Here is a 26,409-nt window from a genome sequence, read left to right as displayed (position 1 = left end):
GCGCCTAAACCTCACCTTGTGCTCAAGGCGGGAACCGCATGACAGTCAAGCCGAAGCTGAACGTCCTCCTCTGCGCGCCGCGCGGTTTTTGCGCCGGCGTGGTCCGCGCCATCGACGCCGTCGAGGAGGCGCTGCGCATCTATGGCGCCCCCGTTTATGTGCGCCATGAGATCGTGCACAATAAATATGTGGTCGAGACGCTCAAGTCCAAAGGCGCCGTCTTCGTCGAAGAGCTCGACGAAGTGCCAGACACCTCTCAGCCCGTTATCTTCTCGGCCCATGGCGTGCCGAAATCGATTCCGGTCGAAGCGGCGACGCGCAATATTTTTGCAATCGACGCCACCTGCCCGCTGGTGACCAAAGTGCATCGCGAGGCCGAACTGCACCACAAGAGGGGCCGGCAGGTTCTTCTCGTCGGCCACGCCGGCCACCCGGAAGTCGTCGGCACAATCGGCCAATTGCCGGCGGGATCGATCCTTCTGGTCCAGACGATCGAGGACATCGCCTCGCTGCAGGTCGAGGACGAGCATAATCTTTCCTATGTGACGCAGACGACGCTTTCGGTCGACGACACCCGCAGCATGGTCGAGGCGCTGACCCGGCGTTTCCCCGACATCGTCGGGCCGCATCGCGAGGATATTTGCTACGCCACCACCAACCGTCAGGAAGCGGTGAAGCAGGTCGCCCCGATCGTCGACGCGCTGATCGTCGTCGGCTCGTCCAATTCCTCGAATTCGCAGCGGCTGAAGGAAGTCGCCGAACGCTCGGGCTGCAAGCTCGCCCGCCTCGTGCTGCGCGCCGAAGACGTCGAGTGGGAGTTGTTCGCGAACATCTCCTCTCTGGCGATCACGGCGGGCGCCTCGGCGCCGGAAATCCTGGTCGAGGAGATCATGGACGCTTTCGCCGAGCGCTTCGATCTGCATGTCGAGGAGGTTTCGACCGCCAATGAGGGCGTCTTCTTCCCGCTGCCGCGCGAATTACGCCGGGCGACCGTATAGAGCTTACGGGGCCCGATTCGGCCTGATCTAAATGGCCGCTGCAAAATTCACGGCCCTTCTCATCGCCGGCCCGACGGCGAGCGGCAAATCCGCGCTGGCGCTGCGCCTCGCCGAAAAACTTGGCGGCATTCTCATTAATGCGGATTCCATGCAGGTCTACCGCGACCTGCGCATCCTCAGCGCCCGCCCGAGCGCAGAGGAAGAGCTGCGCGCGCCTCATCGCCTGTTCGGCGCGATCGACGGCGCCGTCAACTTCTCGGTCGGCCTGTGGCTGGAGGCGGCGCGAAATATCCTCGAAGAGGCGCGCCAGGCGGGCGCCCTGCCGATTTTCGTCGGCGGCACCGGACTTTATTTCAAGGCGCTGACGCAAGGCCTGTCCGACATTCCGGCCGTGCCGGACGACATCCGCGCGAAGCTGCGGGCGCGGACCGAGGGCGTCGCCGCCACGGAGCTTCATGCCGAACTTTCCGCGCGCGATCCGTTGATGGCGGCGCGGCTGCGGCCAAGCGATCCGCAGCGGCTTTTGCGCGCGCTCGAAGTGCTGGAAGCCACAGGACGCAGCCTTGCTTCATTTCAGAGCCGGCGCGGGCCGCCCGTGCTCGATCCCGCCGCGACGCGAGCGATCTTCCTCAGTCCGGAGCGCGCCGCGCTGAATCTCCGCATCGACGAACGCTTTGAGGCGATGCTCGCCTCCGGCGCGTGGGCGGAAGTCGAGGCGCTGCGCCGCCGCGGCCTCGATCCGGCGCTGCCGCTGATGCGCGCGCATGGCGTTCCGCATCTCATCGCCCATCTTGAGGGAAAGATCCCGCAAGATGAGGCGATCCGCCTCGGCAAGCGCGACACGCGGGCCTATGCGCGCCGCCAATTCACCTTCGCCCGGCATCAGCTGCCGGGTTTTGTCTGGGCCGAACCGCGCGAGGCCGAGGCGCTGGCGCTCGCCTGACGATCAATGTCTTGGCGCGTCCGTTTCGTCGAGACCGGCGATGGCCCTGGCGAAATCCCTGGCGGCGAAGGGCGCGAGGTCGGCCGCCGTCTCGCCGACGCCGACATAATGGATCGGCAGTTGGAATTTCTCGGCCAGCGCCACAAGGATGCCGCCACGAGCGGTCCCGTCGAGCTTGGTCATCACCAGGCCGGTCACCCCCGCCACCTTGCTGAAAATTTCGGTCTGGCTCACGGCGTTCTGCCCGACCGTCGCGTCGAGCACGAGAAGAACAGCGTGCGGGGCGGCCGGCTCGACCTTTTTCATGACCCGCACGATTTTCTCAAGCTCGGCCATGAGTTCGGCGCGATTTTGCAAGCGTCCGGCGGTGTCCATGATGAGAATGTCGGCGCCGCTCTCGCGCGCGGCGCGGATGGCGTCGAAGGCGAGCGCCGAGGCGTCCGACCCCTGATTGCCGGCGATCACCGCGCAATTCAGCCGATCCCCCCAGAGACGCAGCTGCTCGATCGCCGCGGCGCGGAACGTGTCTCCGGCCGCGAGCAGAACTTTCCGCCCCTCCTGGGAGAATTGCGCGGCGAGCTTGCCGATGGTCGTCGTCTTGCCCGACCCGTTGACGCCGACGACGAGGATGACAAAGGGTTTTATCGCCGGATCGATTTCGAGCGGGCGGGCGTAGGGCGCAAGAACGCGCTCCACCTCCTCGGCAAGGATCGTCTTCACCTCGTCGACCTCGATCGATTTGTCATAGCGGCCCTTGCCGACAAGTCCGGCGATGTGAGTTGCGGTCGCCACGCCGAGATCGGCGCGGATCAGCACCTCTTCGAGTTCGTCGAGCATCGCCGCATCAAGCTTGCGCTTGGTGAAGATCGCCTTGAGCCCGGAGCCGATCGAATCGGACGAGCGCGCAAGCCCCTGGCGCAGCCGCGTCCACCAGCCCTTCGGCGCGGACTCCGGCGCCGCGAGATCGGCCGGCGGTTCGGCAATGGCCGGTTGCTGCGGCGCGGGCGCGGTTTCGACAACAGGCGGGGCCGCGCCCTCGGCGCCAAGCGGAGGCAGCAGCCGCTCCCACCATTTTGGCGCCGCGGGCTCCGGGGCGTCGACCGCGAGCCCCGCTTGCGGCTCGTCCACAGCCGCCGAGGGAGCCGGCTCGAGGGCTAGGCTTTGCCGAGGCGGCGGCGTCGGGGCCGATAGCCGCGCCCATAAATCTGCGCTTGACGCGGCGGCGGAGAGGGACGGCTTAGGCTCGCCGCCGCCAGGCCCGATGGACGCCAAATCTTCCGCCGCCGCCTCGACGCCCGGCGGAGACGCCGGCGCCTCCGGCCCGGAAGGCGGCTGCGGCGGTGCGGCCGGCTCCGGCTCCACGATCGATTCATCTTTCCGGCCGCCGAAAACCCGGCTGAAAAGATTGGAGATCTTCGCGCCGCTCGCGCCCTCGCGTTTGTCCTCGTGTTCCATCAAAACGTCCCGTTCCCGACGCTGAGGCGCGCAGACGCCGCTCTCAAAAGGGGCTCAAGCCTATATAGGGCGCCGCCGCGCCGCGCAGGCGTTTTTCCAAATCTCAATGCAGCTCACGGATCGCGCCGGGCGTGACCTGCAGCATTTGCGCCTTGCCTTCGAGCTCGGCGAAAGCGCTGGGGTCCGCCCCGGTCAGCCAGACCTGAGCGCCAAGCGCGCCGAGCAGCTCATAGAGCGCCGCGCGGCGCTTCGGATCGAAATGGGCGGCGATCTCGTCGAGGAGCACCAGCGGCGCCAGCCCGCTCATCGCCTTGATGAGGCGCGCCTGCGCCAGAATCAGCCCGACCAGCAGAGCTTTCTGCTCGCCGGTCGAACTGTGCGACGCCGCAGCCTGTTTGCGCGCGTGCCGAACGGCAAGATCGCTCGATTGCGGGCCGATCAGCGTGCGGCCCGCGGCGGCGTCGCGGCCGCGGTTGTCGCGCAGGATTTTGCGATATTCGTCCTCGGCCTCAAGCGCCGGCCGCGTCTCGATCAGACGATCGATATCGCCATCGAGGCTCAGCTCCGCGAGCGGAAAGCCGCCCTCCGTCTCCGGGCCGGCCTGGGCGATCAGGGCTGCGAGCTTGCTGACCGTCTCGAAGCGCGCGGCAGCCACGGCGATCGCAAGCTCGGCGACCTCGCGCTCCACCGCGTCGAGCCAGAGCCGCTCATTGCCGGCGCCGCGCTCTTCAAGCAGCCGGTTGCGGCTGCGCAGCGCGCGCTCCAGCGCATTGACCCGCGCGCCATGATCCGCGTCGAGCGACAGCACCAGCCTGTCGAGGAAGCGCCGGCGGTCGCCGGGAGAGCCGACAAAAAGCCCATCCATGGCGGGCGTCAGCCAGACGACGCGAATATGGTCGCAAAAGGCCCGGATCGAAGGAGCCGGCTCGCGATCGATGCGAAATTTGCGCGCCAGCGCCGCTCCGCCGTTCGGCTCGACGCCGGTCCCAAGCTGCAGCCGTCCGCCCTCGGCGTCGATTTCGATCGAGACGGCGAAGCCTCCGCCGCCAAAATTCCGCGCGCAATCGGAAAGCTCGGCGCGCCGCAGACCCCGGCCGGGGGTCAGCAGCGACAGGGCCTCGAGCACATTCGTCTTGCCGGCGCCATTGTCGCCGGTGAGCACGACCGTCTGCGCCAGGATTTCCATGTCGAGCGAGGCATAGGAGCGGAAATCGGCCAGCGTCAGACGCCGGACGCCCCGCCGCGCCTGTTTGGCCGGCGGCGCGGGCGACGATTCGGTTGCGAGGGCTTCAGTCTGCATGGATCCAGAGTTTGTCAGGCGCGCTCTCGCCGCGGGAACAGTTTAGGGCAGAATCCGGCGCGGCGGAATCGCCCGACTTTGCGCTTTTCCCGGGAAAGAAGCTATTGCGCCGCAACCTTGCAGAAATGGTCCTGCAGATCTTCAAGATGCGTCGCGCCGCCCGGCGCCTGTTGCGCGATCGCGATAAAGCCGGGGGCTCCGTCGGCGAAGCTTGCGCCGATCACGGCCAGCGAATTATCGCGCAGCGGCAGCGAGCGCGGGTCCTCCGCGAGCAGGCGGAACGGGTCCGGCTGCGGCTCCTCCCCCTTCATTCGCCGCGCGCGGTAGTTCTGGCCGAACATGCGGAAATCGGCCCAATCCGACCCGATCTCCGGCGCGCGTTTGCGAAGCTCGTCGCGGACGTCGGACCGGACGCAATCGACATGAATGTGCAACTGGTCCTGACTGCGCGCGCCGGCGCCGTTGATCGCCATGGCGATATCGTCGCGCGCCAGCTCTTTTTTGGCGTTGTCGGCGACCAGTTTGCGCGTCGCCCAGGCTGGAATCCAGTAATTCGGCAATTCGCCGCCGCCGAGCAGCGGATCCTCCATCCCCGAGAGGCGCCGCGTCGGGATGAGCAGGAATTGCGTGCGGCCGACGATATCCTTCAGCACCGCCCAGCCGTCGGCCTCGCCGTTCTTGAGATTGATCCTGGCGCAAGGCGCAGGGCTGTTGAAATGCGTCTCATTGAAGGTGCAGGGGCCATGCACGATGGTCCAAAGCGCATTGCTGTCGACGGCGGCGACGGCGCCGACGGCCAGCACCCAAAGCGCGCAAACGCCAAAGGCGAGCAGCCTGATGCGCCCGCGAAGGGCGTCAGAACGGGTCGTCTTCGAGGCGACGGCCACGAAAGCTTTGGGCGGTTCGGAGAGCACGGGTAGAGATCAATCCTTTGACCGCAATCCCTAAACCGGAGCCGACCCTTTCGTAAAGCTTAAGCGAGCGGTTGCAGCCGCGGCAGATCAGCTTCCTGCAAGCGCGCGCTCCATCCGCTCCCGCTCTTCGAGGCATTCGCGCTCGCGTCCGATCATCACGCTGGCCATCACGCGGCCGGCGCGAATATAGCGAACGGCGCAGTCGCGGCGCTCGATGTCGCCGTCGATTTTGATCTCGTCCCATTCCGTCGCATGGCCGAGATAGAGCGGCGAAAAATCGAACTGCCGCGTCCAGAAGAACGGGACGTCGCGATAGGGGATTTCGCCGCCGAGCATGTTTTGCGCCGCCACTTGGCCCTGCCGCACTGCAACGTTCCAATGTTCGACGCGCAGCCGCTGACCGCTGTGCGGATCGGGCCATGCCGCGACATCGCCGGCGGCGAAGATGTCGGGGTCGCTCGTCGTCAGGAACTGGTCGACGACGACGCCCTTTTCGACGGTAAGCCCTGCCTCTTCGGCGAGATCGAGCCGCGGCGTGACGCCGATGCCGATGAGAAGAAAATCGGCGGGAAGGTTGGCGCCGTCATCGAGCGTCGCCGCCGCGCCGTCGAAATTCTTGATTTGACGTCCAAGATGCAGGCGCACGCCGTTCTTTCGATGCGTCGCGACCATGGCCGTCGAGATTTCGGGTCCGAATACGCGCTGCATCGGCGCCGTATCCTGACTGACGACATCGACCTCAAGGCCGCGCGCGCGCAGGCTCGCCGCCGCCTCAAGGCCGATAAAGCTCGATCCGAGAATGACGACGCGGCGCGCCTCTTTGGCGGCGGCGACGATCGCCTGGCAATCGGCGAGGGTGCGCAGCACATGCGTCTGCGGCAGGCGCGCGCCGGGAAAATCCGGCCAGCGCGGCGCCGCCCCCGGCGCGAGCAGCAGCTTCTGGTAGGAAAGCTCGCGTCCATCGTCGAGCCGGACGACATGGCGGTCCCTGTCGACGCGCGCGACCTTCGCGCCGAGTTGCAGCGTAACGCCGCGCCGGTCGAGCGGCTCCGCGCCAAGATTGATGCGCGGATCGTCCCATGAGCCGTCGAGAAAATCCTTGGTGAGCAAAGTGCGTTCATAGGGCGGCGACTGATCTTCGGAGACCAGAGTGACGCCCCTCCCGGCGCTGTGGCGGCACAGCATATCAGCCGCTGCGAATCCGGCCGCGCCGCCGCCGATAATGACGAAGACCCCGGAAGCATTCTCTTGGACAGGCGCGGCGGGTTGCGGAGCTTCAAGATGGATCATTTCTCCCTCGCGGCGCACGTCAAAGCGCTTCAGGGCCGCAAAGGCGGGCGCGGCGGTCGCCTCGCCGGTTTTTATGTCGAAACAGGCTTGGTGCCAGGGGCAACGCAGGCGATCGCCGGAGAGCAAGCCTTCGCTGAGCGGCGCGCCAAGATGGGTGCATGTTCCACGAAAGACCCGGATATCTTCGCCGCGGCGCAGCACGAGGATTGTCTTTCCGCTATATTCGCCCTCTATCAATTGGCCGTCCCGCAGGGCCTCTATGTCCACCCCATGGTTGAAATCAAGCCGTCCGCCGTCGCCTTTTGTGGTTTCGTTCGTCGCCATAGCCAATCCCCCGCTCGACAAGCGCAAGAGTTAACGCTTTGGGAGCCCGCGCGTTGCCGAGGACCGGCGACCTGGGAGCCGACAAGCGAAATCCTCTAAAGTTTTAAATGCTTGCGCAAAATCAATGCGCCTTCTATTTTGAATAAACGCCATCGGACGTCGCCTGACTTCGGTTTGGGCCGCCTCCTTTCTGCAGCGACCAACCCTCGATCAAGGATAAATGATGGCAGTTTCCTACGCCGCTATAGGCCGCTCGTCTGGGCCGCGCCGCGTTCGTGAAACCTCTTCCTCTTCAAGGTTTGGTCGTTACATTTCCGTCGCCGATCTCGTTGCGTTGCACGCGGCGGCGCGGGACATTGGCTTCTTGTCGCGCCAGCGCACGCAGAGCGTGCTGTCGAGCCGGCGCCATCGCGGCTCCAATCTGCCGCCGACGTCCGGCGTTTTCGGCCCGCTGATGTCCGGCGATTTGTCGGGGGCCGACCACCGGCGGCGCTTTGGGCGCTCGGCCGCGGACGTCACCGCGTACGACGAGACGCCGCCGAGGCCGATTTTTATCGTCGTCGACCAACGCCAATGCATGTTTTACGGATCGCGCCGTTCGCTGAAATCCGTCGCAGCGGCGGAAGCCGCCGCACTTTGCATCTGGCGCGCCCTCGACGACGGCGCGCCGATTGGAGGCGTGGTTTTCAACGACGCCATTATTGAAGCCGTCGAGCCGTCGACCGGCAGTTCCGCGGCGATGGCCATCATCAAGGCCATAGCGGGGCAAAACGCCGAGCTTCGCGCCAGGCCGGCGCAGCCGCGCGCGCCTTCGCAGCTCGAAAAAGCGCTTCGATCCGAACGGCTGGAGCAGGCGAGCGGCAGCCTCATCGTCGTCATCAGCGATTTTCAGGGCCATGGCGCACACACGCGCGCCGCGCTGCAAAAGCTTGCCGAGGCCAATGAGGTCGTCGCCGTCTGCGCCTATGATCCTTATCTGTTGGACCTGCCGAAAACGGGCGAGATCATCGTCACCGGCGGCGAGGTGCAGATCGACCTCGAATTCGGCCAAGGCCGCATCCGCAGGCGGCTGTTCGACTATGCCGACGCGCAGGCGCAGGGGCTGTTGACGATCGAAAGGGAGATTGGCGTGCCGGTGCTGTCCTTATCGGCGGCCGAGGACACCTCGCTGCAAATGCGCCGCCTGCTGGACGAGAACGTCTGGCGCGTGCGCCAATAGCGCGGCTCCGCCCCGGCGTTTCAGCACGTCGATTGGGAGCGGAGAAAGCGGAGCGGGGAAGCGTCCGCCCCGAAAGTTCTAGCCCTTGAACGTCTCGAGCTTACCGAAATGCTCGGCCAGCAGATAATAGAAGGTCAGCCGCGACTTGGTGCGGTCGTCTTTCATCGCGGCGCAGACGGATTTGATCGCGCCGTCGAGATCTCCCTCGGTGAGCCCCAGCTTCTTCTTTAGGAAGTTTTCCCGCACCCGCTCGACTTCGGCTGGATCGGAACAAGCGACATAGCGGGAGTCGGCATTGCTCAACACGAGCCTGTAGTTTTTCTCGAGGCCAGCCACAGCGGCCTCATCCACCGGCTTGGCGGCATATTTCTTGACGTCTGCGAGATGATCCGTCATGGCGGCGCGTCCTCGTTTCGGGGGACGGAAAGCGGCGCGCCGCTCTCCGGTCTTTCGCGAGCCAACTGATTCGGCGGCCCGCTCAAGCTTGACGAATGCTCCCCACAGAACCGGCGCGCCGTCAAGCTCCGCTACAGCGCGCGCATAGGCAGCCGCGAATCGAGACTATAAACGCCGCCGCCGAAAGCGAAGACCTGCAGAAAGCCGCCGACGATCGCAATATCCTTGAGGAAGGACAGCCATTGCGCCGGATCCGCAAAATCATGGTGAAAGATCACCGCCGTCAGGACTGAGTAGAAAGCAAGCGCGAGGGCGGCAAGCCGCGTCTGATAGCCGAGTAGAAACAACAAGCCGACGCCAAGCTCCATGGCGATCGCGCCAATATAGAAAAGATCGATAAGGGGCATGCCTGCGGACGCCATATAGGCCTTGGTCGCGGCCGGCGCCGCCGCCTTGCCGGCGCCGCTGATGAGGAAGAGGGCGACCAGCAGCAGGCGCCCGAGCGCCGCCGCATAATCTCGATAATTGCTCATGAAACCCGACCTCTCCTGGAAAAGGGGCGTCCCCGCTCAGCCTTTGAGTTTGCCAGCGACCTCGGCGACCCTGCGGCCCTGATAGCGCGCGCCGGCAAGTTCGGTCTCGCTCGGCTGGCGCGATCCGTCGCTGGCCGCGATGGTGGTCGCGCCATAGGGCGAGCCGCCGGTTATCTCGTCGAGCCTCCCTTGCCCGGCAAACCCGTAGTCGAGGCCAACGATCACAAGTCCGAAATGCAGCAGATTGGTGATGATTGAAAACAGCGTAACTTCCTGGCCGCCATGCTGCGTCGCCGTCGAGGTGAAGGCCGCGCCGACCTTGCCGTTGAGGGCGCCGCGCATCCAAAGACCGCCGGCCTGATCAAGAAAATTCGCCATCTGCGAACTCATCCGGCCAAAGCGCGTCCCCGTGCCGACGATGATCGCATCATAATGCTCAAGATCGGCGATGGTCGCGACCGGAGCCGCCTGATCGAGCTTGAAATGCGATTTCTGCGCGATCTCGAGCGGCACGAGTTCCGGCACGCGCTTGATGTCGACCTCGGCGCCGGCTTCGCGCGCGCCTTCCGCGACCGCCTCCGCCATTTTTTCGATATGCCCGTAGGCGGAATAGTAAAGCACAAGAACTTTGGCCATCTCTTACCCCTCTTAAAAGCTCTGTTTGGACGTTGCGAAAAGACTGGCCCGGGCCGCCGCGCTTGGCCGCCCGGCGCCCGTTTTAGGCGGCGGCGTCGACCATCACCACCTCGGAATCCTCGATCGCAGTGATCGTCAGCCTGTCCTCGTTCTCGATCGCGCCGCCGTCGCGCGCCTCGAGCTTCACGCCATTGACCTCGACCGCGCCTTTGGCCGGCACGAGATAGCCCTTGCGGCTGGCGCCAAGCTCATAAGTGACGCTCTCCCCGGCCTTCAGCGTCGCGCCAAGGACGCGGGCGTCGGCGCGGATCGGCAGCGCGTCGGCGTCGCTCTCAAAGCCGCTGGCGAGCGGCACGAGGCGTCCGTCGCGCTCGGCCTTCGGGAAAGGCTTTGCGCCCCAGGCAGGCGAACCGCCGCTGCGCGTCGGCTCGATCCAGATCTGGAAGATCCGCGTCGCCTTCGGCTCGAGGTTATATTCCGAGTGGCGGATGCCCGTTCCGGCGCTCATCACCTGCACGTCGCCGGCCTCGGTGCGGCCCTGATTGCCGTAATTGTCCTTGTGGGTGATCGCGCCCTCGCGGACATAGGTGATGATCTCCATGTCCTTGTGCGGATGCGGCGGAAAGCCCGTGTTGGGGGCGATCTCGTCGTCGTTCCACACGCGCAGGGCGCCGACGCCCATGCGGTCCGGATCATAATAGCTGGCGAAGGAGAAATGATGCTTGGCCTTCAGCCAGCCATGATCTGCGCCGCCCAGTCCCTTGAAACTTCTGCGTTCGATCATTTGCGTTCTCGGTTGAGAGATTTTGCGAGCGCCTCGCGCTCGGCTGCTGGGCAAAAGATAAAGCGTCGGTTAGAATAAAAAACAGAAAGTCTCGAAAGGCATGATTTCTAAATCTTATGTCGAAGCTACCCGATTTTGAAGGCCTCGCCGTCTTCGCCAAGGTCGTCGAGATGCGCTCGATCGCGGGCGCCGCGGCCGAGCTGGGCCTGTCCTCGCCAACCGTCTCAAAGGCGCTGACCCGGCTTGAACGCCGGCTCGGCGCGCGGCTGTTCAACCGTACCTCGCGCCGGCTGGCCTTGACCGACGCCGGGCGCGAACTCACCGACCGGGCGCGCCAGCTCGTCGCCGACGCGGAGGCGGCGGAGACCGCTCTCATCGCGCAATCCTCGACCCCGCGCGGCCTCGTGCGGCTGGCGGCGCCGATGTCCTTCGGCCTGCGCGAGGTCGCGCCGATCCTGCCCGACTTTCTGACGCGCTACCCCGACGTCTCGATCGATCTCCATCTCAACGACGCCCTTGTCGATCTCATTGGAGAAGGCTTTGACGCCGCCTTGCGGGTGGGCCTATTGCCGGATTCCTCGCTTGTCGCGCGGCGCCTCTGCGCCACGCCGCGCTATACGGTCGCAGCGCCGTCCTATCTCGAGCGCCATGGACGGCCGACGCACCCGGCGCATTTGTCCGACCATGTCTGCCTCGGCTACACCTATCTCGCCGCCCCCGACGTCTGGCGCTTCAAAAATCAAAAAGGTGAGGAGGCCTCGGTCCGGCCGAAGGGGCAGCTTCGCGCCAACAATGGCGACGCGCTGATGCCCGCCCTGATCGCAGGCCTTGGCGTCGGCGATCTGCCGGAATTCATCGTCAAGGAGGCTCTCGCCGATGGACGGCTCGAGCGGGTGCTGGCCAATTGGCTGACGCCGCAGGGAAGCCTGTTTCTGGTGACGCCGCCCGGCGGTCCACGCCCGGCCCGCGTCGAACTTTTGGGCGATTTTCTCGCTGAACGACTTTCGCGCCGATGAAGCGCCACGCTTTGCGCCCGCGCATTGATGGAACCGCCGCGAGCGCTCATGCTGGCGCTGAGAGCAAAATCGGAAATTTTGATGAACGACGTCATAGCCGCGCGGGCAATCCATGTTCTATCGATCGTCATCTGGATCGGCGGGGTCGCCATGATCACCTTCTCGATCCTGCCGGCCGCGCGCAACCGCGAGCTTGGTCCCGACCGGCTCAAAGCCTTTGAGGCGATCGAGCGTCGCTTTGCCTCCATTGCGCGCATCGCCGTGCTTCTCGCCGGCCTCAGCGGCCTCTACATGGTCCACCGCCTCGATCTCTGGTCGCGATTTTCACAAGGCGAATTCTGGTGGATGCACGCCATGATCTTCGTGTGGCTCGTCTTTGCCTTTCTGCTGTTCATCGCGGAGCCGCTGTTTCTGCATCGCATCTTCCATAATTGGGGCCGCAGGGACCCGGACGCCGCGTTGAAGGCTTTGCAACGCGGCCATATCGTCCTGCTCGCGCTGAGCCTCGTGACGATCTTTGGCGCGGTCGCGGGCGCACAAGGCTGGAGCCTGTTTTGAAACGGGATATCATATGATGAACGACATCGAAGACCCCGCCGCGCGCCGCGCGCAAATTGTCGCGCGGCTCCGCGTCGAGACTGGCGTCGACGAGGAGATGATCGAGACGCTGATCCGCGCCTTCTATGCGCGCGTGCGCGACGATGAATTGATCGGACCCATCTTCGCTGCGCGGATCGACGATTGGGAGCCGCATCTGCAAAAAATGTTCGCATTCTGGTCCTCCCTGATCTTGATGACCGGCGCCTATCACGGCCAGCCGATGCGGCTGCATGCGCCCTTGCCGATCGACGGAGCGCATTTCGACCGCTGGCTCTTACTCTTCGAGCAAACCGCGCGCGACGTCTGCCCGCCGGACGCGGCCGCGATATTCGTCGATCGGGCGCGGCGGGTCGCCGAAAGCCTCGAACTCGGCGTCGCCGTCTCCAACGGCGCCCTCCTCGGCAAGGGCGAGCGCTACAAGCGGATCGCCTGAAGTCCTCCGCGCCGGTCCCTCGACTTCCGGGGCAAGGCGCCTTAGAGCATGACGGATTCCCCTGAACGGAATCGATCATGCGCTCAACCGAGGCCCCGACGCAGGGCCATCGAGGGAGGCCTGCCGCATTCCGGAGGCGCGCTCCGGGCGGACGGCTGATGCAACATCGGAGGGTCCGCCATGCCGCTCGTTCGAATCGATCTTGCCCGCGGCAAGACCGAACATTATCGCCATACGATCGGCGAGGTTATCTATGACGCGATGGTCGCAACGCTCAACGTGCCGGCCAATGATCGCTTCCAGATCATCGCCGAGCATGCCGACAACGACTTCATCATCGACCGCACTTATCTGGGCATTGAGCGAACGGATGACGTCATCGTCATACAGGTGACGCTCAACGCCGGACGCACGGTCGAATTGAAGCGCGCCTTCTACAAGGCCGTCGCCGACGGCTTGCATGAACGGCTCGAAATACGCCGCGAAGATGTGTTCATCAGCCTGATCGAGGTCGTCAAGGAAAACTGGTCGTTCGGCAATGGCGAGGCGCAATACGCCTGAGCTAGTCCGCCTTGAGAGATCGCAGAAAATTGCAGCGCGCGCCCCGGCCCGCGGGCGTAAAATCCCAGATGAGACGCGTCATCAAAAGACGCGAAGACCCCCGCCGGGCGGCGCAGGGCCCCCGGACAGATAAATCTTAAAGGAGGTCCGCGATGGACTACAGGCGTCTTGGACGATCCGGCTTTAGCGTGCCGGTTCTCAGCTTCGGCACCGGCACTTTCGGCGGCAAGGGCGAGCTCTTCGCCGCCTGGGGCGCGACCGACGTCAAGGAGGCGAGCCGGCTCGTCGATATCTGTCTCGACGCGGGGCTGACGATGTTCGACAGCGCCGACATCTACTCGTCGGGCGTTGCCGAACAGGTGCTCGGCGAGGCCATCAAGGGCCGCCGCAATCAGGTCCTGATCTCGACCAAAGCGACCTTTCGCTCCGGCCCCGGCCCGAACGAGGTCGGCTCGTCGCGCTTCCATTTGATCGAGGCCGTCGAAGCCGCTCTAAAGCGCCTGCAGACCGACCATATCGATCTCTTTCAGCTGCATGCCTTCGACGCCATGACTCCCGTCGAGGAGACGCTGTCGGCGCTCGACGATCTGATCCGCGCGGGAAAAATTCGCTACATCGGCTGCTCGAACTTTTCGGGCTGGCATCTGATGAAGTCGCTCGCCACAGCAGACCGCTATAATCTGCCACGCTACATCGCGAATCAGGCTTATTATTCGCTGGTCGGGCGCGACTATGAATGGGAGCTGATGCCGCTCGGGCTTGACGAAGGCGTCGGCGCGATGGTCTGGAGCCCTCTTGGCTGGGGCCGGCTCACCGGCAAGATCAGGCGCGGGCAGCCGCTGCCCGAGGTCAGTCGGCTGCACAAGACCAAGGACATCGGGCCGCAGGTGGAGGACGATTATCTCTACGACGTCGTCGACGCCCTCGATGAGATCGCCAAGGAAACCGGCAAGTCGGTTCCGCAGATCGCGCTCAACTGGCTGTTGCAGCGTCCGACCGTGTCGAGCGTCATCATCGGCGCGCGCGACGAGGAGCAGCTGAAGCAAAATCTGGGGGCGGTCGGCTGGTCCCTTGCCGCGGAGCAGATCGCAAAGCTCGACGCGGCAAGCCAGCGCGAGCCCGCCTATCCCTATTGGCACCAGCGCGGCACCTTTGTGGAGCGCAATCCTCTGCCGGTCTGACCCCGGACGCGACTTCGTCATAGAAGACGGCCATGAGACGCGAGTTGCATTTCTATCGTCATATGACGGAGATTTTCCATGCAAAGCGATGGCGACCATCTGTTTCTTGACGATCTCAAAGTCGGGCAACGCTTCCTGAGTGGAAGCTGCGAGATCGAGGCGAGCGAAATCAAGGCGTTTGCCGCGCAGTTCGATCCGCAGCCCTTTCACCTCGACGAGGAAGCGGCGAAAGCATCGCTGTTCGGCGGACTTGCGGCCAGCGGCTGGCATACGGCGGCGATCACCATGAAGCTTCTCGTGCAGGGCGGCGCTCCGATCGCAGGCGGAGTCATCGGCGCTGGCGGCGAATTGCGCTGGCCGCTGCCCGTGCGGCCGGGCGACCGCCTCGAAGTCGAGAGTGAGATCCTCGACATTGCGCCGTCGCGCTCAAAGCCCGATCGCGGCATTGTGACGATCCGCAGCTGGACGCGCAACCAGCGCGGCGAAGTGGTGCAGGATATGACAGCCAAGCTCGTCGTGCCGCGCCGGCCGGCGTAAGGCCGCGCTGCGACATTAATCGAGGGCGCAAAAGCTCAGCTTGTGACCCGCGGCGTCGGCGGCTATCGTCAGAGCCGCCTCCTGCTTTCGGGACGATCCTCTCGCGTAGGCCCCGAGAGGTCGCGTCCAAGAGATATCCATGCCGATTTTCTTGCGGAAACGCTCGATCGTTTCGCTTTCCGTCGTACTCATTCTGCTCGTGGGAATTATCGGCGCCACCCTGTTCCTCGTGGCGCGGCTGCAGGAAGATCAGGCCAATCTGCAGCGCTCTCTCGCGCTCGAACTGCGTGTCGCGCGTCTGTTTTCGCTGCTTCAGGACGCCGAGACGGGCCAGCGCGGTTTTCTTCTCACGCAAAAGCAGAGCTATCTCGATCCATACGACAGAGCCGTGCGCGAGATCGGCGGCGAAATGGATGCGCTCCGCGAGAATAATCGCGACGATGACCGGCTGCGCCAGCCGCTGGCCGCGCTGGACGAGGTCGCGAAGGCGAAACTCGCGGAATTGCGCAAGACCATCGATCTCGTGCGGGAGGCAAAAAGCGACGCGGCGGCGGCGCTCGTCCAGACCGACGAGGGTAAGAAGCTGATGGATCGCGCTCGCGAAATCGTCCGGTCCATCGACGCCTCCGAGCAGCAAGTGCTGGCCGAGCGGCAGGCCTATATTTTGCGGACGGCCCATCTCGTCCGTTCGGGGATAATCCTCGCCCTCCTGCTTTCGATCCTGCTCGGCGCGCTGACGATTCGCGACAGCCAGAAACAATTTGCCGCCGCCGACGACGCCAATGCGGCGCTACAGCTCGCCAATCGAAAAATTCAGGATGAGATGGCGCAGAAAGAGCGGCTGGAGCATCAGCTGCGTCAGTCGCAAAAGCTCGATGCGATCGGCCAGCTGACCGGCGGCATCGCGCATGATTTCAACAATATGCTGGCCGTAGTGATCAGCAGCCTCAATCTTCTCAAGCGGCGCGTCGAGCGCGGCGACACGGATTTTATGAAGTTCGTCGATGGCGCTCTCGATGGCGCCCAGCGCGCCGCCACGCTGACCCATCGCCTGCTCGCCTTCGCGCGCCAGCAGCCGCTCGCCCCGCAGCCGGTCGATTGCAACGCCTTCGTCGGCGGCATGTCGGACCTCCTGCGCCGGACGCTCGGCGAGACGATCAAGGTCGAGACCGTTCTCGCCGGCGGCCTGTGGCGCACCTTCGCCGACCCGAGCGAGCTTGAAAGCGCGATCCTCAATCTGGCGGTCAACGGCCGCGACGCCATGCCGAACGGCGGCAGGCTCACGATCGAGACGGGCAACGCCAGTCTCGACGAGGATTACGCGGCGCGCCACGTCGGCGTGCCGGACGGCCAATATGTTCTGGTCAGTGTGAGCGACACCGGAACCGGCATGACGCCCGAGACCGCCGCCAAGGCGTTCGACCCGTTCTTCACGACCAAAGGCCCCGGCAAGGGCACGGGCCTCGGCCTTAGCCAGGTGTTCGGTTTCGTCAAGCAATCCGGCGGCCATATCAAGATCTACTCGGAGATCGGCCAGGGCACCTCGATGAAAATCTACCTGCCGCGCTTCTTCGGCGACGATCTCGAACCGGTCCGCACGCCGGCCGCGTCTGCGGCGCCGATCCCGACCGGAACCCCGGACATCGTCGTCCTCGTGGTCGAGGACGACGAACGCATGCAGCGCCTGACCGCCGAGGCCTTCCGCGACCTCGGCTACAGCGTGCTTCAGGCCGATGGCCCGAAGATGGCGCTGCAAATCATCGCCGAGCGGGCGGACATTGATCTCTTGTTCACCGATGTGGTGATGCCCGACATGAACGGACGCCAGCTCGCCGAGGCCGCGCTCAAGGCGCGGCCCGGTCTTAAAGTCGTCTATACGACGGGCTTCAGCCGCAACGCCGTCATTCATAACGGCGTGCTTGATCGCGACGTCAATTTTCTCGCCAAGCCCTTCACGCTGGAACAGCTCGCGCGCAAGGTGGCCGCTGCGCTTTCCCGCGCCGGATGAATCGGGTTCTCAACCCGGAGCCAGAGGCGGCTTGTCGCGTTACGCGCTGGCCGCCTTTCGCGCCGCCAAAGCGATGCTGATGATCGAGGCGCCGGCGAAGGCGAGGTCGATGCCGACGAGCAGGCCGACCGCCCAAAGGAACGAGCCCGGCAGGCCGGAGATCACCAGCGCGGCGAGGATCAGATCGACCACGCCGCTGAAGACCACCCATTGCCAGCCGCCCGACAAATGGCGGCGCTGCTCGAGGCCAAGCATGATGGTCACGACGCCGTCGACGATGAAATAGGCGATCAGAACGAAGGTCAGGGAAAACAGGCCGCCAACCGGATTCGCCAAAAGGGCAAGACCGGCCAGAACCGCGACGGCGGACGACAGCAGCGCCCACCAGAAGCCCGGATCGCCGCGTGACTGATAGGTGAAGATGAGGCCGGCGACGCCGGAGAAGAGAAACAGCCAGCCGAGGAACAGCGCGGTGGCGACTCCGGCGACAAAGGGCGTCATCACGGCGAGAACGCCGAGCACGAGAAGCAGGATTCCTTCGGCGAGGATCAGCTTCCAATGCGCTCCCATGGCGCGGCCGAGCGAGCCGGCGAGTAGTCGGCTCCCTGGCGCCAGCGGATCGGGCGGGATGGGGGTCGGCGAATTGGTTGCGGGATTGTTGCTCATGGCTGTTCCTTATGTTTGGCGGCGCCGCTGGCGCTTGACGCGACTGGATCATCGGACCTTCAGGCCGTAACGTCCAATCATCTCAATCGACGCCTTTATCGCATTTTGACGACGCCAAGTGGTCGCCATGATTTCATAATGCTGCGGCGAAGCAACCTTGCCCCGGACGGGTCCGCGCCTCGCCCGCCGATCCAGACGAAACGCTCGGCGCTCTCCGGCGCTCCGCCCGGCCGCCAACCCCGTTTCGGCAAAATATCGCCCGAGCCTTGCCTCATGCTGACCGGCGCGCCCGTTCCCGCATTGATCAACCTCAACGCTTAGGCCATGTATCGAGGATAAGCCGATCAGGCGACGCACGCCGCAAGGCTTTAATCAAAGATGATCGAGGAGGAACGCGTGTACACCAATATTCTCATCCCGACCGACGGCTCCGAGCTTGCCGGAAAGGCGGTGATCCACGGCGTCGAACTCGCTCAGAAGATCGGCGCGAAGGTGACCTTCCTGATGGTCACCCTGCCGTTCCAGGTCTTTTCGGCCGAAGCCGCCATGATCGAGGATACGCCCGCCGATTATACGGCGCGGCTGACCGAGCTGGCGCAGAAGACCCTCGACGCCGCCGCGGCGATCGCCAAGGCGGCCGGCGTCGCCGTGGAAACCGTGCAAGTCGAAAACGACCGCCCCTATGAGGCCATCATTTCGACCGCCTCGGACAAGGGCGCCGATCTCATCATTATGTCCTCGCATGGACGCAAGGGCATTTCGGCGCTGATCCTCGGCAGCGAGACAGCCAAGGTGTTGACGCATTGCAAGATCCCCGTCCTGGTGCATCGCTGAGCGGCTTGCGGAGAGGCTTGCCGCCTCAACGATGCGGCGCGGCTAGCGTCGCGAGAAGCGCGAGGGCGAGCAGCGCCGCGACGGCTTTCCAGAACATCAGCGGATTGCGCTCGTAAAGCGGCAGCCGGACATCGTCGGCGGGACTGGCCCGGTCGGCGCCGTGCTCGAACTCATAAATGAGCTCGAGCACATCGTTAAAGCGATCTTCCCGCTTGACCGCAAATGCGCGCGACAGCGCACGGTCGATCCAGGCGGGCAGATCGGGCCGCAGCTTCGACAGCGAAACCGGACGGCCAAAGCGCGGGCGCGAGAATGGCTCGATCTCGCCATAGGGATAGGCGCCTGTGAACATCCGGAAGATCGTCACGCCCAGCGCGAATTGATCGGAGAGTTCGTCTCCCGGCGCGCCCTCGAACAGCTCCGGCGCCATGAAGCTCGGCGTGCCTGGCGCCGCCGCCTTGGCGACGTCCTCAAGCTGCGGCAGGCGGGCGACGCCGAGATCGACGAGCTTCAGCCCGCCCTCGCTTTGCAGGATCACATTGTCGGGTTTGATATCGCGATGAATGACGCCGGCGCGGTGCAGCGCCGCGACGCCCCGCGCCAGCCGGATCGCGATTTGAAGGCCGGAGGCGATCCGGATGGTCGGCGCCCGGCCAAGGCGCCGCTCCAGCGTTTCGCCTTCGTAAAACGGCATCACCGTATAAAGGCAAGAGCGCCGACTCGGCGGCACGTCGATACATTCGCCGACGAAAGGGCTGCGGATCCGCGTGGTGATCCAGCTTTCCCGCAAGAACGCCTGGCGCAACACGGCATCGCCCGCAACCGAGGGTTTCGGCAATTTGACCACGACCTGCTGGCCGGTGGTCTCGTCGAGGCCGCGAAACACGCGGCTATAGGGTCCGTCCGCGAGAATGGCGCTTAGAGAATAATCATCCACGCGCTCGCCGGCCGACGGAGTCGCGATGATTGGCAGGGCGGCGGCCGTGCGCTGGAGATCGGCCAGATTGGCGACGGGAAGGCCCAGCACGTCGAGTACGATCGCCGTCATATTGTCGGCGCTGCGCGCGTCGGTCGCGGCGTCGACTATGTGCGACGCGGTTTCCTCGGGCGAGGTCCGGCGCGCCAGCTCTTCCGCGAGGGCGCGGTCCGGCAGCACGCCATGAACGCCGTCGCTGCAGATGAGATAGCGGTCATGCGTGCGCGCTTCTTCTTTGAGATAATCGATCTGCAGCGCGGGAGAGGGGCCGATCGCCCGCGTCAGAATGTGGTTGCGGCCGGCGCCCCGCAACGTGTGATCATTGGTGAGCAGCGTCAGCCTGCCGTCGCGCAGCCGGTAGAGGCGCGAATCGCCGACATGCAGCACATGCGCCTGGCGACCTTGCAGGATCAGACCGGTGAAGGTCGATCCCATATCCTGCAGGGCGGCGTCGGCGCGGCCGATCGCATGGGCCCAGCGGTTGATCGCCTCGAGGCTCCGGGCTCCGGCGACCCGGACGCCGCGCAACGCAGCTTCGCTGACATAGCCGTCGATAAAGCTGCGCACGGCAAGTTCGGCGGCGACGCGGCCGCCCTTGGCGCCGCCCATGCCGTCGGCGAGCGCGGCGACAATTCCAAGCGTCGCCCGCTCCTCGGGAGCGCCGAGATAGACGCCCGCATAATCCTCGTTGCGCTCTCGTTTTCCGATGCGCGAGCAAAGACCGAATTCGATCTCGAGCCTATCGCCCTCGCCCATCGTGGTCACAGGCGTTTTCTGCGCAGCGGCAAGGACACGGCTGGAGAGATCCGGCGGCATAGTCATTGCTTTTCCGATAAGGGGAAGCGCCCGGAATCTGGCGGACTGATTTCATTATAGAGACATGAGAGGCGTAATGATCAAGCGGGAGTTCCTGGACGCCGACCGCCGTTGAAGCCTTGATCCTTCAACCTTCCATCGCGGCCGCCGCGGACGCCACTGACAGATGGGCAAGCAAATGCCGGCCTGCCGGCCCCGGCGGACGATCGCGGCGAAACGCGGAGCAGAGCGGCAGTCGCACCGCTTCGCTTAAGCCCGCCTCATCCAGAATCTGGATGCGCCGCAAGCGCCCATTGGCTAGATCCTCCGCGACAAGATGCGCCGGCAGGCTGCCCCAGCCAAGCCCGGCCTTGAGCATGGCGTGCTTCGCGCCAAGGTCGGCGATGCGCCAGGTCCGCGTCGAATACACCCCATAATCGCGGTCGCCGGAGAGGCCGGACCGATCGGATAAAACCAGCTGCACATGCGGGCGCAGCTCCTCGATCGACACCGGGCTTTCCGCGCCGCCGAGCGGATGGATTGGCGCCGCCACCGGGATCATCGCGATGTCTATGAGCTTGTCGCGTTGGAGCTGCTCGAAGCTGCTGCTGAATTCGAGCAGGAGGCCAATGGCGCAGACGCCGTTCAGCACGAGCTCGGCGGCCGCTCCCATCGAGTCGACATAGATGCGCGGCGGCGAAAAGGGAAAGCGCGCGCTGACAAGACGCAGCGCCTCGACCAGCCTGTCCATCGGGAACATGGCGTCGACGACAAGCCGGAGCTCCGGCTCCGCGCCGGCGGCGATCGCGTCGGCGTGGCTGCGCAGCGCCTGCATCTCGTCCGCGACCAGCCGTGCGCGCGGCAGCAAGGCGCGTCCGGCTTCGGTAAGCGCGGGCCGGTAGGCCGCGCGGTCGAACAGCCGCACGTCGAGCTGTTCTTCCAGCTTCTGGATCGCGTAGGTGACGGCCGATTGCGCTCTTTTCAAACTCCGCGCGGCGGCCGAAAAACTGCCTTCGTCGACGACGGCGAGAAAGACCTGCAATTGGTCATAGGAAGGGGTTAGCGCGGGCATGATCGAATGTTTCGATAGAGTCGATCAAATCTTTATCAGTTTTCCTGCGAAAGAAACGCGCTATTGATCGCCCAACCGGGCCATGCGCCCCGAAATTCAGGAAGCGAGCCTCGCATGTTGAACAAAATTCCGTCCAAGGCGGCCCTGCTGGCGGCCCTTCTCGCCGCGCCTTTCCTCAGCGCTCCGGCCAAAGCCCAGACGGCCCCCGCCGCGGTTGAAGCCGGAAGCTATGCCGTCGATCCGACCCATACGCGCGTCCTTTTCAAGGTCTCCCATATGGGCTTCACCAATTGGTACGGCGAATTCACCGACGTGACCGGGCAGTTGACGCTTGACCCCAAGGCGCCGGAAAAAAGCGCAGTGGCGATCCATATTCCGGCCAAGACCATTTCGACCACCAACGCCAAGCTCGACGGAGAACTGAAAGCCGACGATTGGTTCGACGTCGCCAAATATCCCGACATCGCCTTCAAATCGACCAAGCTCGTCGTCACGGGGGCCGGCTCCGGTCAACTCACTGGCGACCTCACCTTCCATGGCGTGACGAAGCCGGTGACGCTCGCCGTCACCTACAACGCCGCCGGGCCCAATCCGCTGAACAAGAAATATACGGTCGGCTTCGACGCCACGGGTTCGATCAAGCGCAGCGATTTCGGCGTCACCAAATATGTGCCGCTGATCGGCGACGAGGTCGGCCTCATCATCAGCGCCGGCTTTGAGCGCAAGGAATAGGCGGGCAAATCGGCCATGAGCGGCGCGCGTTTTGAGCCAGGATATGACGGCGTCGCCATCGCCCTGCACTGGCTGATCGCGCTTGGCGTCGTCGCCCTTGGCGTCATCGGCTTTTCGATGACGCGGCTGACGCTTTCGACGCTGCAGCAGTTTCAACTCTATCAGCTGCACAAGTCGATCGGCGTCACGGTGCTGCTCGCTATCCTGCTGCGCATCTTATGGCGGCTCTCGCATAGGCCGCCGCCGCTTTCGGCCGCTATACCGGAGGCCGAACGGCGCGTCGCCAAGGCCGCCCATATCGGCCTTTACGCCGCGATGCTGCTTGCGCCGCTGACCGGCTGGGCGGTGGTCTCGGCCTCGCCCTACAACATTCCGACCGTGCTGTTTGGCGTCCTCCCCTGGCCGCATCTGCCTTTTTTCACTGAGATCGAAAACAAGGCGCCCGTTGAAGCAGCTCTGAAGCTCGCGCATCATCTCGCCGTCTATGCGCTGTTCGCGCTGGTCGCGGTTCACGCGGCGGCGGCGCTGCGCCATCATTTCGTGCTCCGCGACGGCGTCCTGGCGCGCATGCTGCCGGCGTTGCGCAATGTCGAGAAATCGAACTCATGAGAGTCCTGAAACTAGCGATCGCGCTGGCTGCTTTGACGCTGGAGCCTGCCCATGCGGCGAATTGGATCGCCGATCCGCATAAAAGCCGGATCGGCTTTTCCGGCATGCAGACGGGCGTTCCCTTCCAGGGCAGCTTCGGCAAGTGGAGCGCCGAGATCGCCTTCGATCCGGCCCATCCGGAATCCAGCCACGCCAAGGTGACGATCGATCTTGCGAGCGCAAGCACAGGCGACGGGCAGCGCGACCGCGCGCTTCCCGAACCTGAATGGTTCGCCGCCAAAATATATCCAGAGGCGATTTTCGAGACGACCCGCTTCATCGCCAAGGGCGCCGGAGCCTATGATGCGCCGGGCAGGCTCACCATCCGGGGCGTGTCCAAGGATGTCGTACTGCCCTTCACCTTGACAATCGACGGCGACGCCGCGACGGCGAAGGGGCGCCTTGACCTGATCCGCACCGACTTCGGCGTCGGTCAGGGCGCCTGGACGTCCGGACAATGGGTGGCGCTTGAGGTCGGCGTCGACGTCGACCTCAAGGCGACGAAAGCAGGAGACTGAAAACATGAGCGCCAATCGTCTGCCGGTCTGGTTCATTCCGCATGGCGGCGGTCCCTGCTTTTTCATGGACCCGCCGCCGAAAGCCCCCGACGCCTGGAAGAAAATGGAAGCCTATCTGCGCGGGATTTCGGCTGCGGCCGGCGCCCGCCCGCGCGCGATCCTGATTATCTCCGGCCATTGGCTTGAGAAGCGCCCGACCGTGACGGCAGGCGCCAATCCGCCGTTGATCTATGACTATCAAGGCTTCCCGAAACACACTTATGAGCTGCGCTATCCGGCGCCGGGCGACCCTAGGCTCGCCGCGGAGGTTGTCGCGCGGCTGAAACAGGCCGGGATCGAGGCCGGCGAGGACAAGGAGCGCGGCTTCGACCACGGCGTCTTCATTCCGCTGCTGCTGCTCTATCCGCAGGCGGACATCCCGGTCGTGCAGCTCTCCCTCGTCGACTCGATGGATCCGAAAACGCACATCGCCATCGGCGAGGCCCTTGCGCCCCTGCGCGACGACGGCGTGCTGATCATCGGCAGCGGCATGAGCTTCCACAATTTGCAGAATTTTTACGGCGCCGATCCGCGCCTTTTGCAGATTGCGGAAAAATTCGACGCCTTCCTCCATGAGGCAATCGGCCTTGACCCGGCCCCGCGCGCACAGGCGCTGGCCGGATGGGACAACGCGCCGGGCGCGCGCATCAGCCAGCCGCATGAGGACCATCTGATTCCGCTGATGGTCGCCGCCGGCGCCGCCGGCGCCGACAGAGGCGTGCGCGATTATTACGACCATGTCTTCGGCGCGCCGATTTCCGGCTACCGCTTCGGGTAGCAAAACAATTGCTGGCGAGCGGAGCTTTGCGCGGCTGAAAACGTTACCGTGGCGCCGGCTCAGCCGGCGTGGCGATGAAGAGGAAATCCATGAAAAGAACAGCATCGGCCGCCTGGCAGGGCGGGTTCAAGGACGGCCAGGGTTCGATCACCACACAGAGCGGCGCGCTCAAGGCCTATCCCTATGGCGTTGCGAGCCGCTTCGAGGACCAGCCCGGCACCAACCCGGAAGAATTGCTTGGCGCGGCCCACGCGGGCTGCTTCACCATGGCGCTCTCGCTGATCCTCGGCGAGGCGGGGCTGACGGCGGACCAGATGGACACCCATGCGGAGGTGACGCTGGAAAAACAGGGCGAAGGCTTCGCCATCACCAAATCGCACCTGACCTTGCGGGCGAAAATTCCCGGCGTCGACGCCGCAAAATTCGCCGAGCTCGCCAATAAGGCGAAGCAGGGCTGTCCGGTCTCGAAGGTCCTGAACGCCGAGATCACCCTCGACGCCGCGCTAGTCTGAAGTCGGGCGACATCGGGGCGCATGATCCCGCCGGGTCTTCTGCTTGCCCTGGCCGGACAGGCGCCCCGAGTTAGCGCCGCAGCGCGCTCCTGCCCATCTCAAACGGCGTCGCCGCAGGCGCGCGGCGTTCCGCGTCGTCCTGGTTGATCTTGCGGAGGCCTATCTGAGCGAGATTGGTGGCGCGAGCGCCGTTTCGCAAGAGCGCTGATGTTATGCCGCCGCCCTATGGCTTATCGACCACCCTGTAGCTGTAAACGATCTTAATATCGCCGGCCTTCTCGATGCGCGAAGAAACCCATGAAACGTCGCCGAGATCGACACTGAGGGTTTTTTCGTCGATCCAGCGCAGGATGGGCTCCCTTGAGTATCCGACCGATTCGAAATCGATCAGGACTTTCCTTGGCCAAAGGCGGGGGTATCGGTGTATCTGCAGCGTGACGGATTCGTTAATGACTGTGCCAATCCAAGTGCAGGCCTCGAACTGTCCCTCTGCCGTATCTCCGCTCAAATTGCGAACAACAGGCGAAGGGATTGCCTCATCGCACGTATCTCGGGACAGATAACCGATCAAGGCGAATAGGCCCAAAAATAGAAAAATGGCGCAAGAGCAAACGATGCCAATCGTCCATTTGACGATGCGGATAACCAGCCGCCTCAATGTCTGCCGATCTTTTCCATCCACGGCGGAAGTCGGAATGTGGTCACCGTCCTTGACGTTGGTATCGGGCAAACTCACCGCCATACTCCTTTCTGAGCGTCCTCCCACCTTTGAGTCGTCCATTCGCGCGATTTGTAGCTGTATCCGTTGCTCGAACTCCATAGAGCATATCCGCGAGCAATAGCGTGAGCGCCAGCCAGACTATATCCGGCCCCCGCCATGTAGACACCGACAGCATAGTTGGATGCCTGAATATACTGAGTGTAAAAAGTGTTCGTCGCCCTGTCCTGTTGAAAATCGTAAGTTCCAAAATGGCCGAGAGCCTCTCTGCCGAACACGAATTGCTCTGAAAGCGGCCTGGCAGAGATCTCCTTGCCTGCGGCATAGATCTCTTGAAAATTGGCGCGGCGGGGCCATAAGCTTTCCGGTTGTAGACTCGGAATCCTCCACTGCGGAGCCGTCCGGCCGTTTGACCACGACCGCGTCCTTCGGAAGATCCTTGACGCGGTTAACGCCGCCGACAGCTCGCCACCTCCCGCTGATCGCCGACCGCCCCTCAACAACCGGAGCCTCGCCGGCGCCTCCCTCGCCCGACGCCCACTGCCCGCTGGCGCGGCCGTTGCCGGCCGGCACGCGCGGTTGATCGTCGCTGTATTTCCTTGCCCCAGACTGGACGTTCAGCCCGAGTTCGCGCGCCAGCTCCCGCGCGCTCATACCCGCGTCAACCAGCGCCGCCGCAAGCGCCAGACGTTCGGCGTCGTCTTCGTCAATTTTTCGCAGGCCGATCTGCGCCAGATGAATGGCGGCGAGCGCCCTGTCGCCCGAGCGCCAATGTTTTGCCGCCCGCTTTACGGCGAGACCCGCCGTTTGCGGGATATCGTCACGCCGGGCGATGGCGAGCAGCGTGATCAGACGGTCTTCCCCGACGCAAGACCCGCATCGTCCCATTTGGCGAGAAGAACGCCGCGCCCGAGTTCAAGACCCTCGTCAGTGAGCCGCATCTGAGGGGAAAACGCCCCACCGCGGGGGCCTGCCTGATCTCCCGTCTTCATG

The 26,409-nt window shown here is 64.4% G+C and carries 29 protein-coding genes; 16 read left to right on the top strand and 13 right to left on the bottom strand.

Going from position 1 to position 26,409, the window contains the following annotated elements; all coding sequences use genetic code 11:
• Positions 1-38: 38 nt before the first annotated feature.
• Positions 39-998: a 4-hydroxy-3-methylbut-2-enyl diphosphate reductase gene (ispH, locus tag MSIL_RS16420; protein WP_012592201.1), complete on the top strand. Its 960-nt coding sequence runs from the start codon at positions 39-41 to the stop codon at positions 996-998.
• A 31-nt stretch (positions 999-1,029) separates the two neighbouring features.
• Positions 1,030-1,941 carry a tRNA (adenosine(37)-N6)-dimethylallyltransferase MiaA gene (miaA, locus tag MSIL_RS16415; RefSeq protein WP_012592200.1) on the top strand — a complete coding sequence of 304 codons (912 nt, stop codon included), beginning with the start codon at positions 1,030-1,032 and terminating at the stop codon, positions 1,939-1,941.
• Positions 1,942-1,944: 3 nt separating this feature from the next.
• Here the strand turns inward: miaA and ftsY are convergent, their stop codons facing one another.
• From ftsY to MSIL_RS16395, 4 genes are all read right to left on the bottom strand, one after another.
• Complete coding sequence (gene ftsY / locus MSIL_RS16410) at positions 1,945-3,396, bottom strand: signal recognition particle-docking protein FtsY (protein ID WP_012592199.1); 1,452 nt, start codon at positions 3,394-3,396, stop codon at positions 1,945-1,947.
• A 103-nt stretch (positions 3,397-3,499) separates the two neighbouring features.
• Positions 3,500-4,696 carry a DNA replication/repair protein RecF gene (gene recF, locus MSIL_RS16405; RefSeq protein WP_012592198.1) on the bottom strand — a complete coding sequence of 399 codons (1,197 nt, stop codon included), beginning with the start codon at positions 4,694-4,696 and terminating at the stop codon, positions 3,500-3,502.
• Between the two features lie 101 nt (positions 4,697-4,797).
• Positions 4,798-5,610, bottom strand: coding sequence for a CDP-diacylglycerol diphosphatase (locus tag MSIL_RS16400; RefSeq protein ID WP_049768200.1), 813 nt, complete (start codon positions 5,608-5,610; stop codon positions 4,798-4,800).
• A gap of 87 nt (positions 5,611-5,697) precedes the next feature.
• Positions 5,698-7,224, bottom strand: coding sequence for an FAD-dependent oxidoreductase (locus MSIL_RS16395; protein ID WP_012592196.1), 1,527 nt, complete (start codon positions 7,222-7,224; stop codon positions 5,698-5,700).
• A 220-nt stretch (positions 7,225-7,444) separates the two neighbouring features.
• Between MSIL_RS16395 and MSIL_RS16390 the strand changes: the two genes are divergently transcribed.
• Positions 7,445-8,443, top strand: coding sequence for a DUF58 domain-containing protein (locus MSIL_RS16390; RefSeq protein ID WP_187148669.1), 999 nt, complete (start codon positions 7,445-7,447; stop codon positions 8,441-8,443).
• Positions 8,444-8,521: 78 nt separating this feature from the next.
• On the opposite strand, the gene MSIL_RS16385 is transcribed toward MSIL_RS16390, so the two are convergent.
• From MSIL_RS16385 to MSIL_RS16370, 4 genes are all read right to left on the bottom strand, one after another.
• On the bottom strand, positions 8,522-8,839 hold the full coding sequence (locus MSIL_RS16385) for a DUF2853 family protein (RefSeq protein WP_012592194.1): 318 nt from the start codon (positions 8,837-8,839) through the stop codon (positions 8,522-8,524).
• Between the two features lie 131 nt (positions 8,840-8,970).
• Positions 8,971-9,372 (bottom strand): DoxX family protein, encoded by a 402-nt coding sequence (locus MSIL_RS16380; RefSeq protein WP_012592193.1) that lies wholly within the window; start codon positions 9,370-9,372, stop codon positions 8,971-8,973.
• A 36-nt stretch (positions 9,373-9,408) separates the two neighbouring features.
• Entirely contained in the window at positions 9,409-10,008 is a 600-nt protein-coding gene (gene wrbA / locus MSIL_RS16375; RefSeq protein WP_012592192.1) for an NAD(P)H:quinone oxidoreductase, read from the bottom strand.
• Positions 10,009-10,090: 82 nt separating this feature from the next.
• Positions 10,091-10,792 carry a pirin family protein gene (locus MSIL_RS16370; protein ID WP_012592191.1) on the bottom strand — a complete coding sequence of 234 codons (702 nt, stop codon included), beginning with the start codon at positions 10,790-10,792 and terminating at the stop codon, positions 10,091-10,093.
• Positions 10,793-10,908: 116 nt separating this feature from the next.
• On the opposite strand from MSIL_RS16370, the gene MSIL_RS16365 reads away from it, so the two are divergent.
• The 7 genes from MSIL_RS16365 (at position 10,909) to MSIL_RS16335 (ending at position 17,128) form a co-directional block, all read left to right on the top strand.
• Positions 10,909-11,808, top strand: coding sequence for a LysR family transcriptional regulator (locus MSIL_RS16365; RefSeq protein ID WP_012592190.1), 900 nt, complete (start codon positions 10,909-10,911; stop codon positions 11,806-11,808).
• Positions 11,809-11,889: 81 nt separating this feature from the next.
• On the top strand, positions 11,890-12,366 hold the full coding sequence (locus MSIL_RS16360; RefSeq protein WP_012592189.1) for a membrane protein: 477 nt from the start codon (positions 11,890-11,892) through the stop codon (positions 12,364-12,366).
• A 13-nt stretch (positions 12,367-12,379) separates the two neighbouring features.
• Positions 12,380-12,841 carry a group III truncated hemoglobin gene (locus tag MSIL_RS16355; RefSeq protein WP_012592188.1) on the top strand — a complete coding sequence of 154 codons (462 nt, stop codon included), beginning with the start codon at positions 12,380-12,382 and terminating at the stop codon, positions 12,839-12,841.
• Positions 12,842-13,021: 180 nt separating this feature from the next.
• Positions 13,022-13,402: a tautomerase family protein gene (locus MSIL_RS16350; RefSeq protein WP_012592187.1), complete on the top strand. Its 381-nt coding sequence runs from the start codon at positions 13,022-13,024 to the stop codon at positions 13,400-13,402.
• A 152-nt stretch (positions 13,403-13,554) separates the two neighbouring features.
• Positions 13,555-14,583 (top strand): aldo/keto reductase, encoded by a 1,029-nt coding sequence (locus tag MSIL_RS16345; RefSeq protein ID WP_012592186.1) that lies wholly within the window; start codon positions 13,555-13,557, stop codon positions 14,581-14,583.
• Positions 14,584-14,661: 78 nt separating this feature from the next.
• Positions 14,662-15,120, top strand: a complete 459-nt coding sequence (locus MSIL_RS16340) for a MaoC family dehydratase (RefSeq protein WP_012592185.1) — start codon at positions 14,662-14,664, stop codon at positions 15,118-15,120.
• A 139-nt stretch (positions 15,121-15,259) separates the two neighbouring features.
• A complete protein-coding gene (locus tag MSIL_RS16335; protein ID WP_012592184.1) occupies positions 15,260-17,128 on the top strand; it encodes a CHASE3 domain-containing protein in 1,869 nt (622 codons plus the stop codon).
• Positions 17,129-17,167: 39 nt separating this feature from the next.
• On the opposite strand, the gene MSIL_RS16330 is transcribed toward MSIL_RS16335, so the two are convergent.
• Positions 17,168-17,794, bottom strand: a complete 627-nt coding sequence (locus MSIL_RS16330; RefSeq protein WP_012592183.1) for an HdeD family acid-resistance protein — start codon at positions 17,792-17,794, stop codon at positions 17,168-17,170.
• Positions 17,795-18,172: 378 nt separating this feature from the next.
• Between MSIL_RS16330 and MSIL_RS16320 the strand changes: the two genes are divergently transcribed.
• On the top strand, positions 18,173-18,628 hold the full coding sequence (locus MSIL_RS16320) for a universal stress protein (protein ID WP_012592182.1): 456 nt from the start codon (positions 18,173-18,175) through the stop codon (positions 18,626-18,628).
• 25 nt (positions 18,629-18,653) lie between these two features.
• On the opposite strand, the gene MSIL_RS16315 is transcribed toward MSIL_RS16320, so the two are convergent.
• Together MSIL_RS16315 and MSIL_RS16310 are read right to left on the bottom strand one after the other, a co-directional pair.
• Positions 18,654-20,426, bottom strand: a complete 1,773-nt coding sequence (locus tag MSIL_RS16315; RefSeq protein WP_244406159.1) for a bifunctional protein-serine/threonine kinase/phosphatase — start codon at positions 20,424-20,426, stop codon at positions 18,654-18,656.
• 121 nt (positions 20,427-20,547) lie between these two features.
• Complete coding sequence (locus MSIL_RS16310) at positions 20,548-21,471, bottom strand: LysR family transcriptional regulator (RefSeq protein WP_012592180.1); 924 nt, start codon at positions 21,469-21,471, stop codon at positions 20,548-20,550.
• Positions 21,472-21,585: 114 nt separating this feature from the next.
• Here MSIL_RS16310 and MSIL_RS16305 point away from each other — a divergent pair, with 114 nt between their 5' ends.
• The 5 genes from MSIL_RS16305 (at position 21,586) to MSIL_RS16285 (ending at position 24,698) form a co-directional block, all read left to right on the top strand.
• On the top strand, positions 21,586-22,203 hold the full coding sequence (locus MSIL_RS16305; protein WP_012592179.1) for a YceI family protein: 618 nt from the start codon (positions 21,586-21,588) through the stop codon (positions 22,201-22,203).
• A 15-nt stretch (positions 22,204-22,218) separates the two neighbouring features.
• Entirely contained in the window at positions 22,219-22,812 is a 594-nt protein-coding gene (locus MSIL_RS16300) for a cytochrome b (protein WP_012592178.1), read from the top strand.
• On the top strand, positions 22,809-23,369 hold the full coding sequence (locus MSIL_RS16295; protein WP_012592177.1) for a YceI family protein: 561 nt from the start codon (positions 22,809-22,811) through the stop codon (positions 23,367-23,369). The genes MSIL_RS16300 and MSIL_RS16295 overlap by 4 nt, the downstream gene beginning before the upstream one ends.
• 4 nt (positions 23,370-23,373) lie before the next feature.
• Positions 23,374-24,186 carry a DODA-type extradiol aromatic ring-opening family dioxygenase gene (locus MSIL_RS16290; RefSeq protein WP_012592176.1) on the top strand — a complete coding sequence of 271 codons (813 nt, stop codon included), beginning with the start codon at positions 23,374-23,376 and terminating at the stop codon, positions 24,184-24,186.
• Between the two features lie 89 nt (positions 24,187-24,275).
• Positions 24,276-24,698 carry an OsmC family protein gene (locus MSIL_RS16285; RefSeq protein ID WP_012592175.1) on the top strand — a complete coding sequence of 141 codons (423 nt, stop codon included), beginning with the start codon at positions 24,276-24,278 and terminating at the stop codon, positions 24,696-24,698.
• A gap of 223 nt (positions 24,699-24,921) precedes the next feature.
• On the opposite strand, the gene MSIL_RS16280 is transcribed toward MSIL_RS16285, so the two are convergent.
• Together MSIL_RS16280 and MSIL_RS21750 are read right to left on the bottom strand one after the other, a co-directional pair.
• Positions 24,922-25,434 (bottom strand): hypothetical protein, encoded by a 513-nt coding sequence (locus MSIL_RS16280; RefSeq protein ID WP_012592174.1) that lies wholly within the window; start codon positions 25,432-25,434, stop codon positions 24,922-24,924.
• An 830-nt stretch (positions 25,435-26,264) separates the two neighbouring features.
• A complete protein-coding gene (locus MSIL_RS21750; protein ID WP_187148668.1) occupies positions 26,265-26,408 on the bottom strand; it encodes a hypothetical protein in 144 nt (47 codons plus the stop codon).
• Position 26,409 lies beyond the last annotated feature (1 nt).

Origin of the sequence: Methylocella silvestris BL2, from assembly GCF_000021745.1 — a bacterium.
In the GTDB taxonomy this organism is placed as follows: Bacteria; Pseudomonadota; Alphaproteobacteria; order Rhizobiales; family Beijerinckiaceae; genus Methylocapsa; species Methylocapsa silvestris.
The sequence above is the reverse complement of the archived record's forward strand: the minus strand, read 5'-3'. Positions and strand labels throughout refer to the sequence as shown.

Bases quoted from the DNA above. Each gene is read 5' to 3' on its own strand.
- ispH (WP_012592201.1), top strand. From the start codon at position 39: ATGACAGTCAAGCCGAAGCTGAACGTCCTCCTCTGCGCGCCGCGCGGT.
- miaA (WP_012592200.1), top strand. From the start codon at position 1,030: ATGGCCGCTGCAAAATTCACGGCCCTTCTCATCGCCGGCCCGACGGCG.
- ftsY (WP_012592199.1), bottom strand. From the start codon at position 3,396: ATGGAACACGAGGACAAACGCGAGGGCGCGAGCGGCGCGAAGATCTCC.
- recF (WP_012592198.1), bottom strand. From the start codon at position 4,696: ATGCAGACTGAAGCCCTCGCAACCGAATCGTCGCCCGCGCCGCCGGCC.
- MSIL_RS16395 (WP_012592196.1), bottom strand. From the start codon at position 7,224: ATGGCGACGAACGAAACCACAAAAGGCGACGGCGGACGGCTTGATTTC.
- MSIL_RS16390 (WP_187148669.1), top strand. From the start codon at position 7,445: ATGATGGCAGTTTCCTACGCCGCTATAGGCCGCTCGTCTGGGCCGCGC.
- MSIL_RS16385 (WP_012592194.1), bottom strand. From the start codon at position 8,839: ATGACGGATCATCTCGCAGACGTCAAGAAATATGCCGCCAAGCCGGTG.
- MSIL_RS16380 (WP_012592193.1), bottom strand. From the start codon at position 9,372: ATGAGCAATTATCGAGATTATGCGGCGGCGCTCGGGCGCCTGCTGCTG.
- wrbA (WP_012592192.1), bottom strand. From the start codon at position 10,008: ATGGCCAAAGTTCTTGTGCTTTACTATTCCGCCTACGGGCATATCGAA.
- MSIL_RS16370 (WP_012592191.1), bottom strand. From the start codon at position 10,792: ATGATCGAACGCAGAAGTTTCAAGGGACTGGGCGGCGCAGATCATGGC.
- MSIL_RS16365 (WP_012592190.1), top strand. From the start codon at position 10,909: ATGTCGAAGCTACCCGATTTTGAAGGCCTCGCCGTCTTCGCCAAGGTC.
- MSIL_RS16360 (WP_012592189.1), top strand. From the start codon at position 11,890: ATGAACGACGTCATAGCCGCGCGGGCAATCCATGTTCTATCGATCGTC.
- MSIL_RS16355 (WP_012592188.1), top strand. From the start codon at position 12,380: ATGATGAACGACATCGAAGACCCCGCCGCGCGCCGCGCGCAAATTGTC.
- MSIL_RS16350 (WP_012592187.1), top strand. From the start codon at position 13,022: ATGCCGCTCGTTCGAATCGATCTTGCCCGCGGCAAGACCGAACATTAT.
- MSIL_RS16345 (WP_012592186.1), top strand. From the start codon at position 13,555: ATGGACTACAGGCGTCTTGGACGATCCGGCTTTAGCGTGCCGGTTCTC.
- MSIL_RS16340 (WP_012592185.1), top strand. From the start codon at position 14,662: ATGCAAAGCGATGGCGACCATCTGTTTCTTGACGATCTCAAAGTCGGG.
- MSIL_RS16335 (WP_012592184.1), top strand. From the start codon at position 15,260: ATGCCGATTTTCTTGCGGAAACGCTCGATCGTTTCGCTTTCCGTCGTA.
- MSIL_RS16330 (WP_012592183.1), bottom strand. From the start codon at position 17,794: ATGAGCAACAATCCCGCAACCAATTCGCCGACCCCCATCCCGCCCGAT.
- MSIL_RS16320 (WP_012592182.1), top strand. From the start codon at position 18,173: ATGATCGAGGAGGAACGCGTGTACACCAATATTCTCATCCCGACCGAC.
- MSIL_RS16315 (WP_244406159.1), bottom strand. From the start codon at position 20,426: ATGACTATGCCGCCGGATCTCTCCAGCCGTGTCCTTGCCGCTGCGCAG.
- MSIL_RS16310 (WP_012592180.1), bottom strand. From the start codon at position 21,471: ATGCCCGCGCTAACCCCTTCCTATGACCAATTGCAGGTCTTTCTCGCC.
- MSIL_RS16305 (WP_012592179.1), top strand. From the start codon at position 21,586: ATGTTGAACAAAATTCCGTCCAAGGCGGCCCTGCTGGCGGCCCTTCTC.
- MSIL_RS16300 (WP_012592178.1), top strand. From the start codon at position 22,219: ATGAGCGGCGCGCGTTTTGAGCCAGGATATGACGGCGTCGCCATCGCC.
- MSIL_RS16295 (WP_012592177.1), top strand. From the start codon at position 22,809: ATGAGAGTCCTGAAACTAGCGATCGCGCTGGCTGCTTTGACGCTGGAG.
- MSIL_RS16290 (WP_012592176.1), top strand. From the start codon at position 23,374: ATGAGCGCCAATCGTCTGCCGGTCTGGTTCATTCCGCATGGCGGCGGT.
- MSIL_RS16285 (WP_012592175.1), top strand. From the start codon at position 24,276: ATGAAAAGAACAGCATCGGCCGCCTGGCAGGGCGGGTTCAAGGACGGC.
- MSIL_RS21750 (WP_187148668.1), bottom strand. From the start codon at position 26,408: ATGAAGACGGGAGATCAGGCAGGCCCCCGCGGTGGGGCGTTTTCCCCT.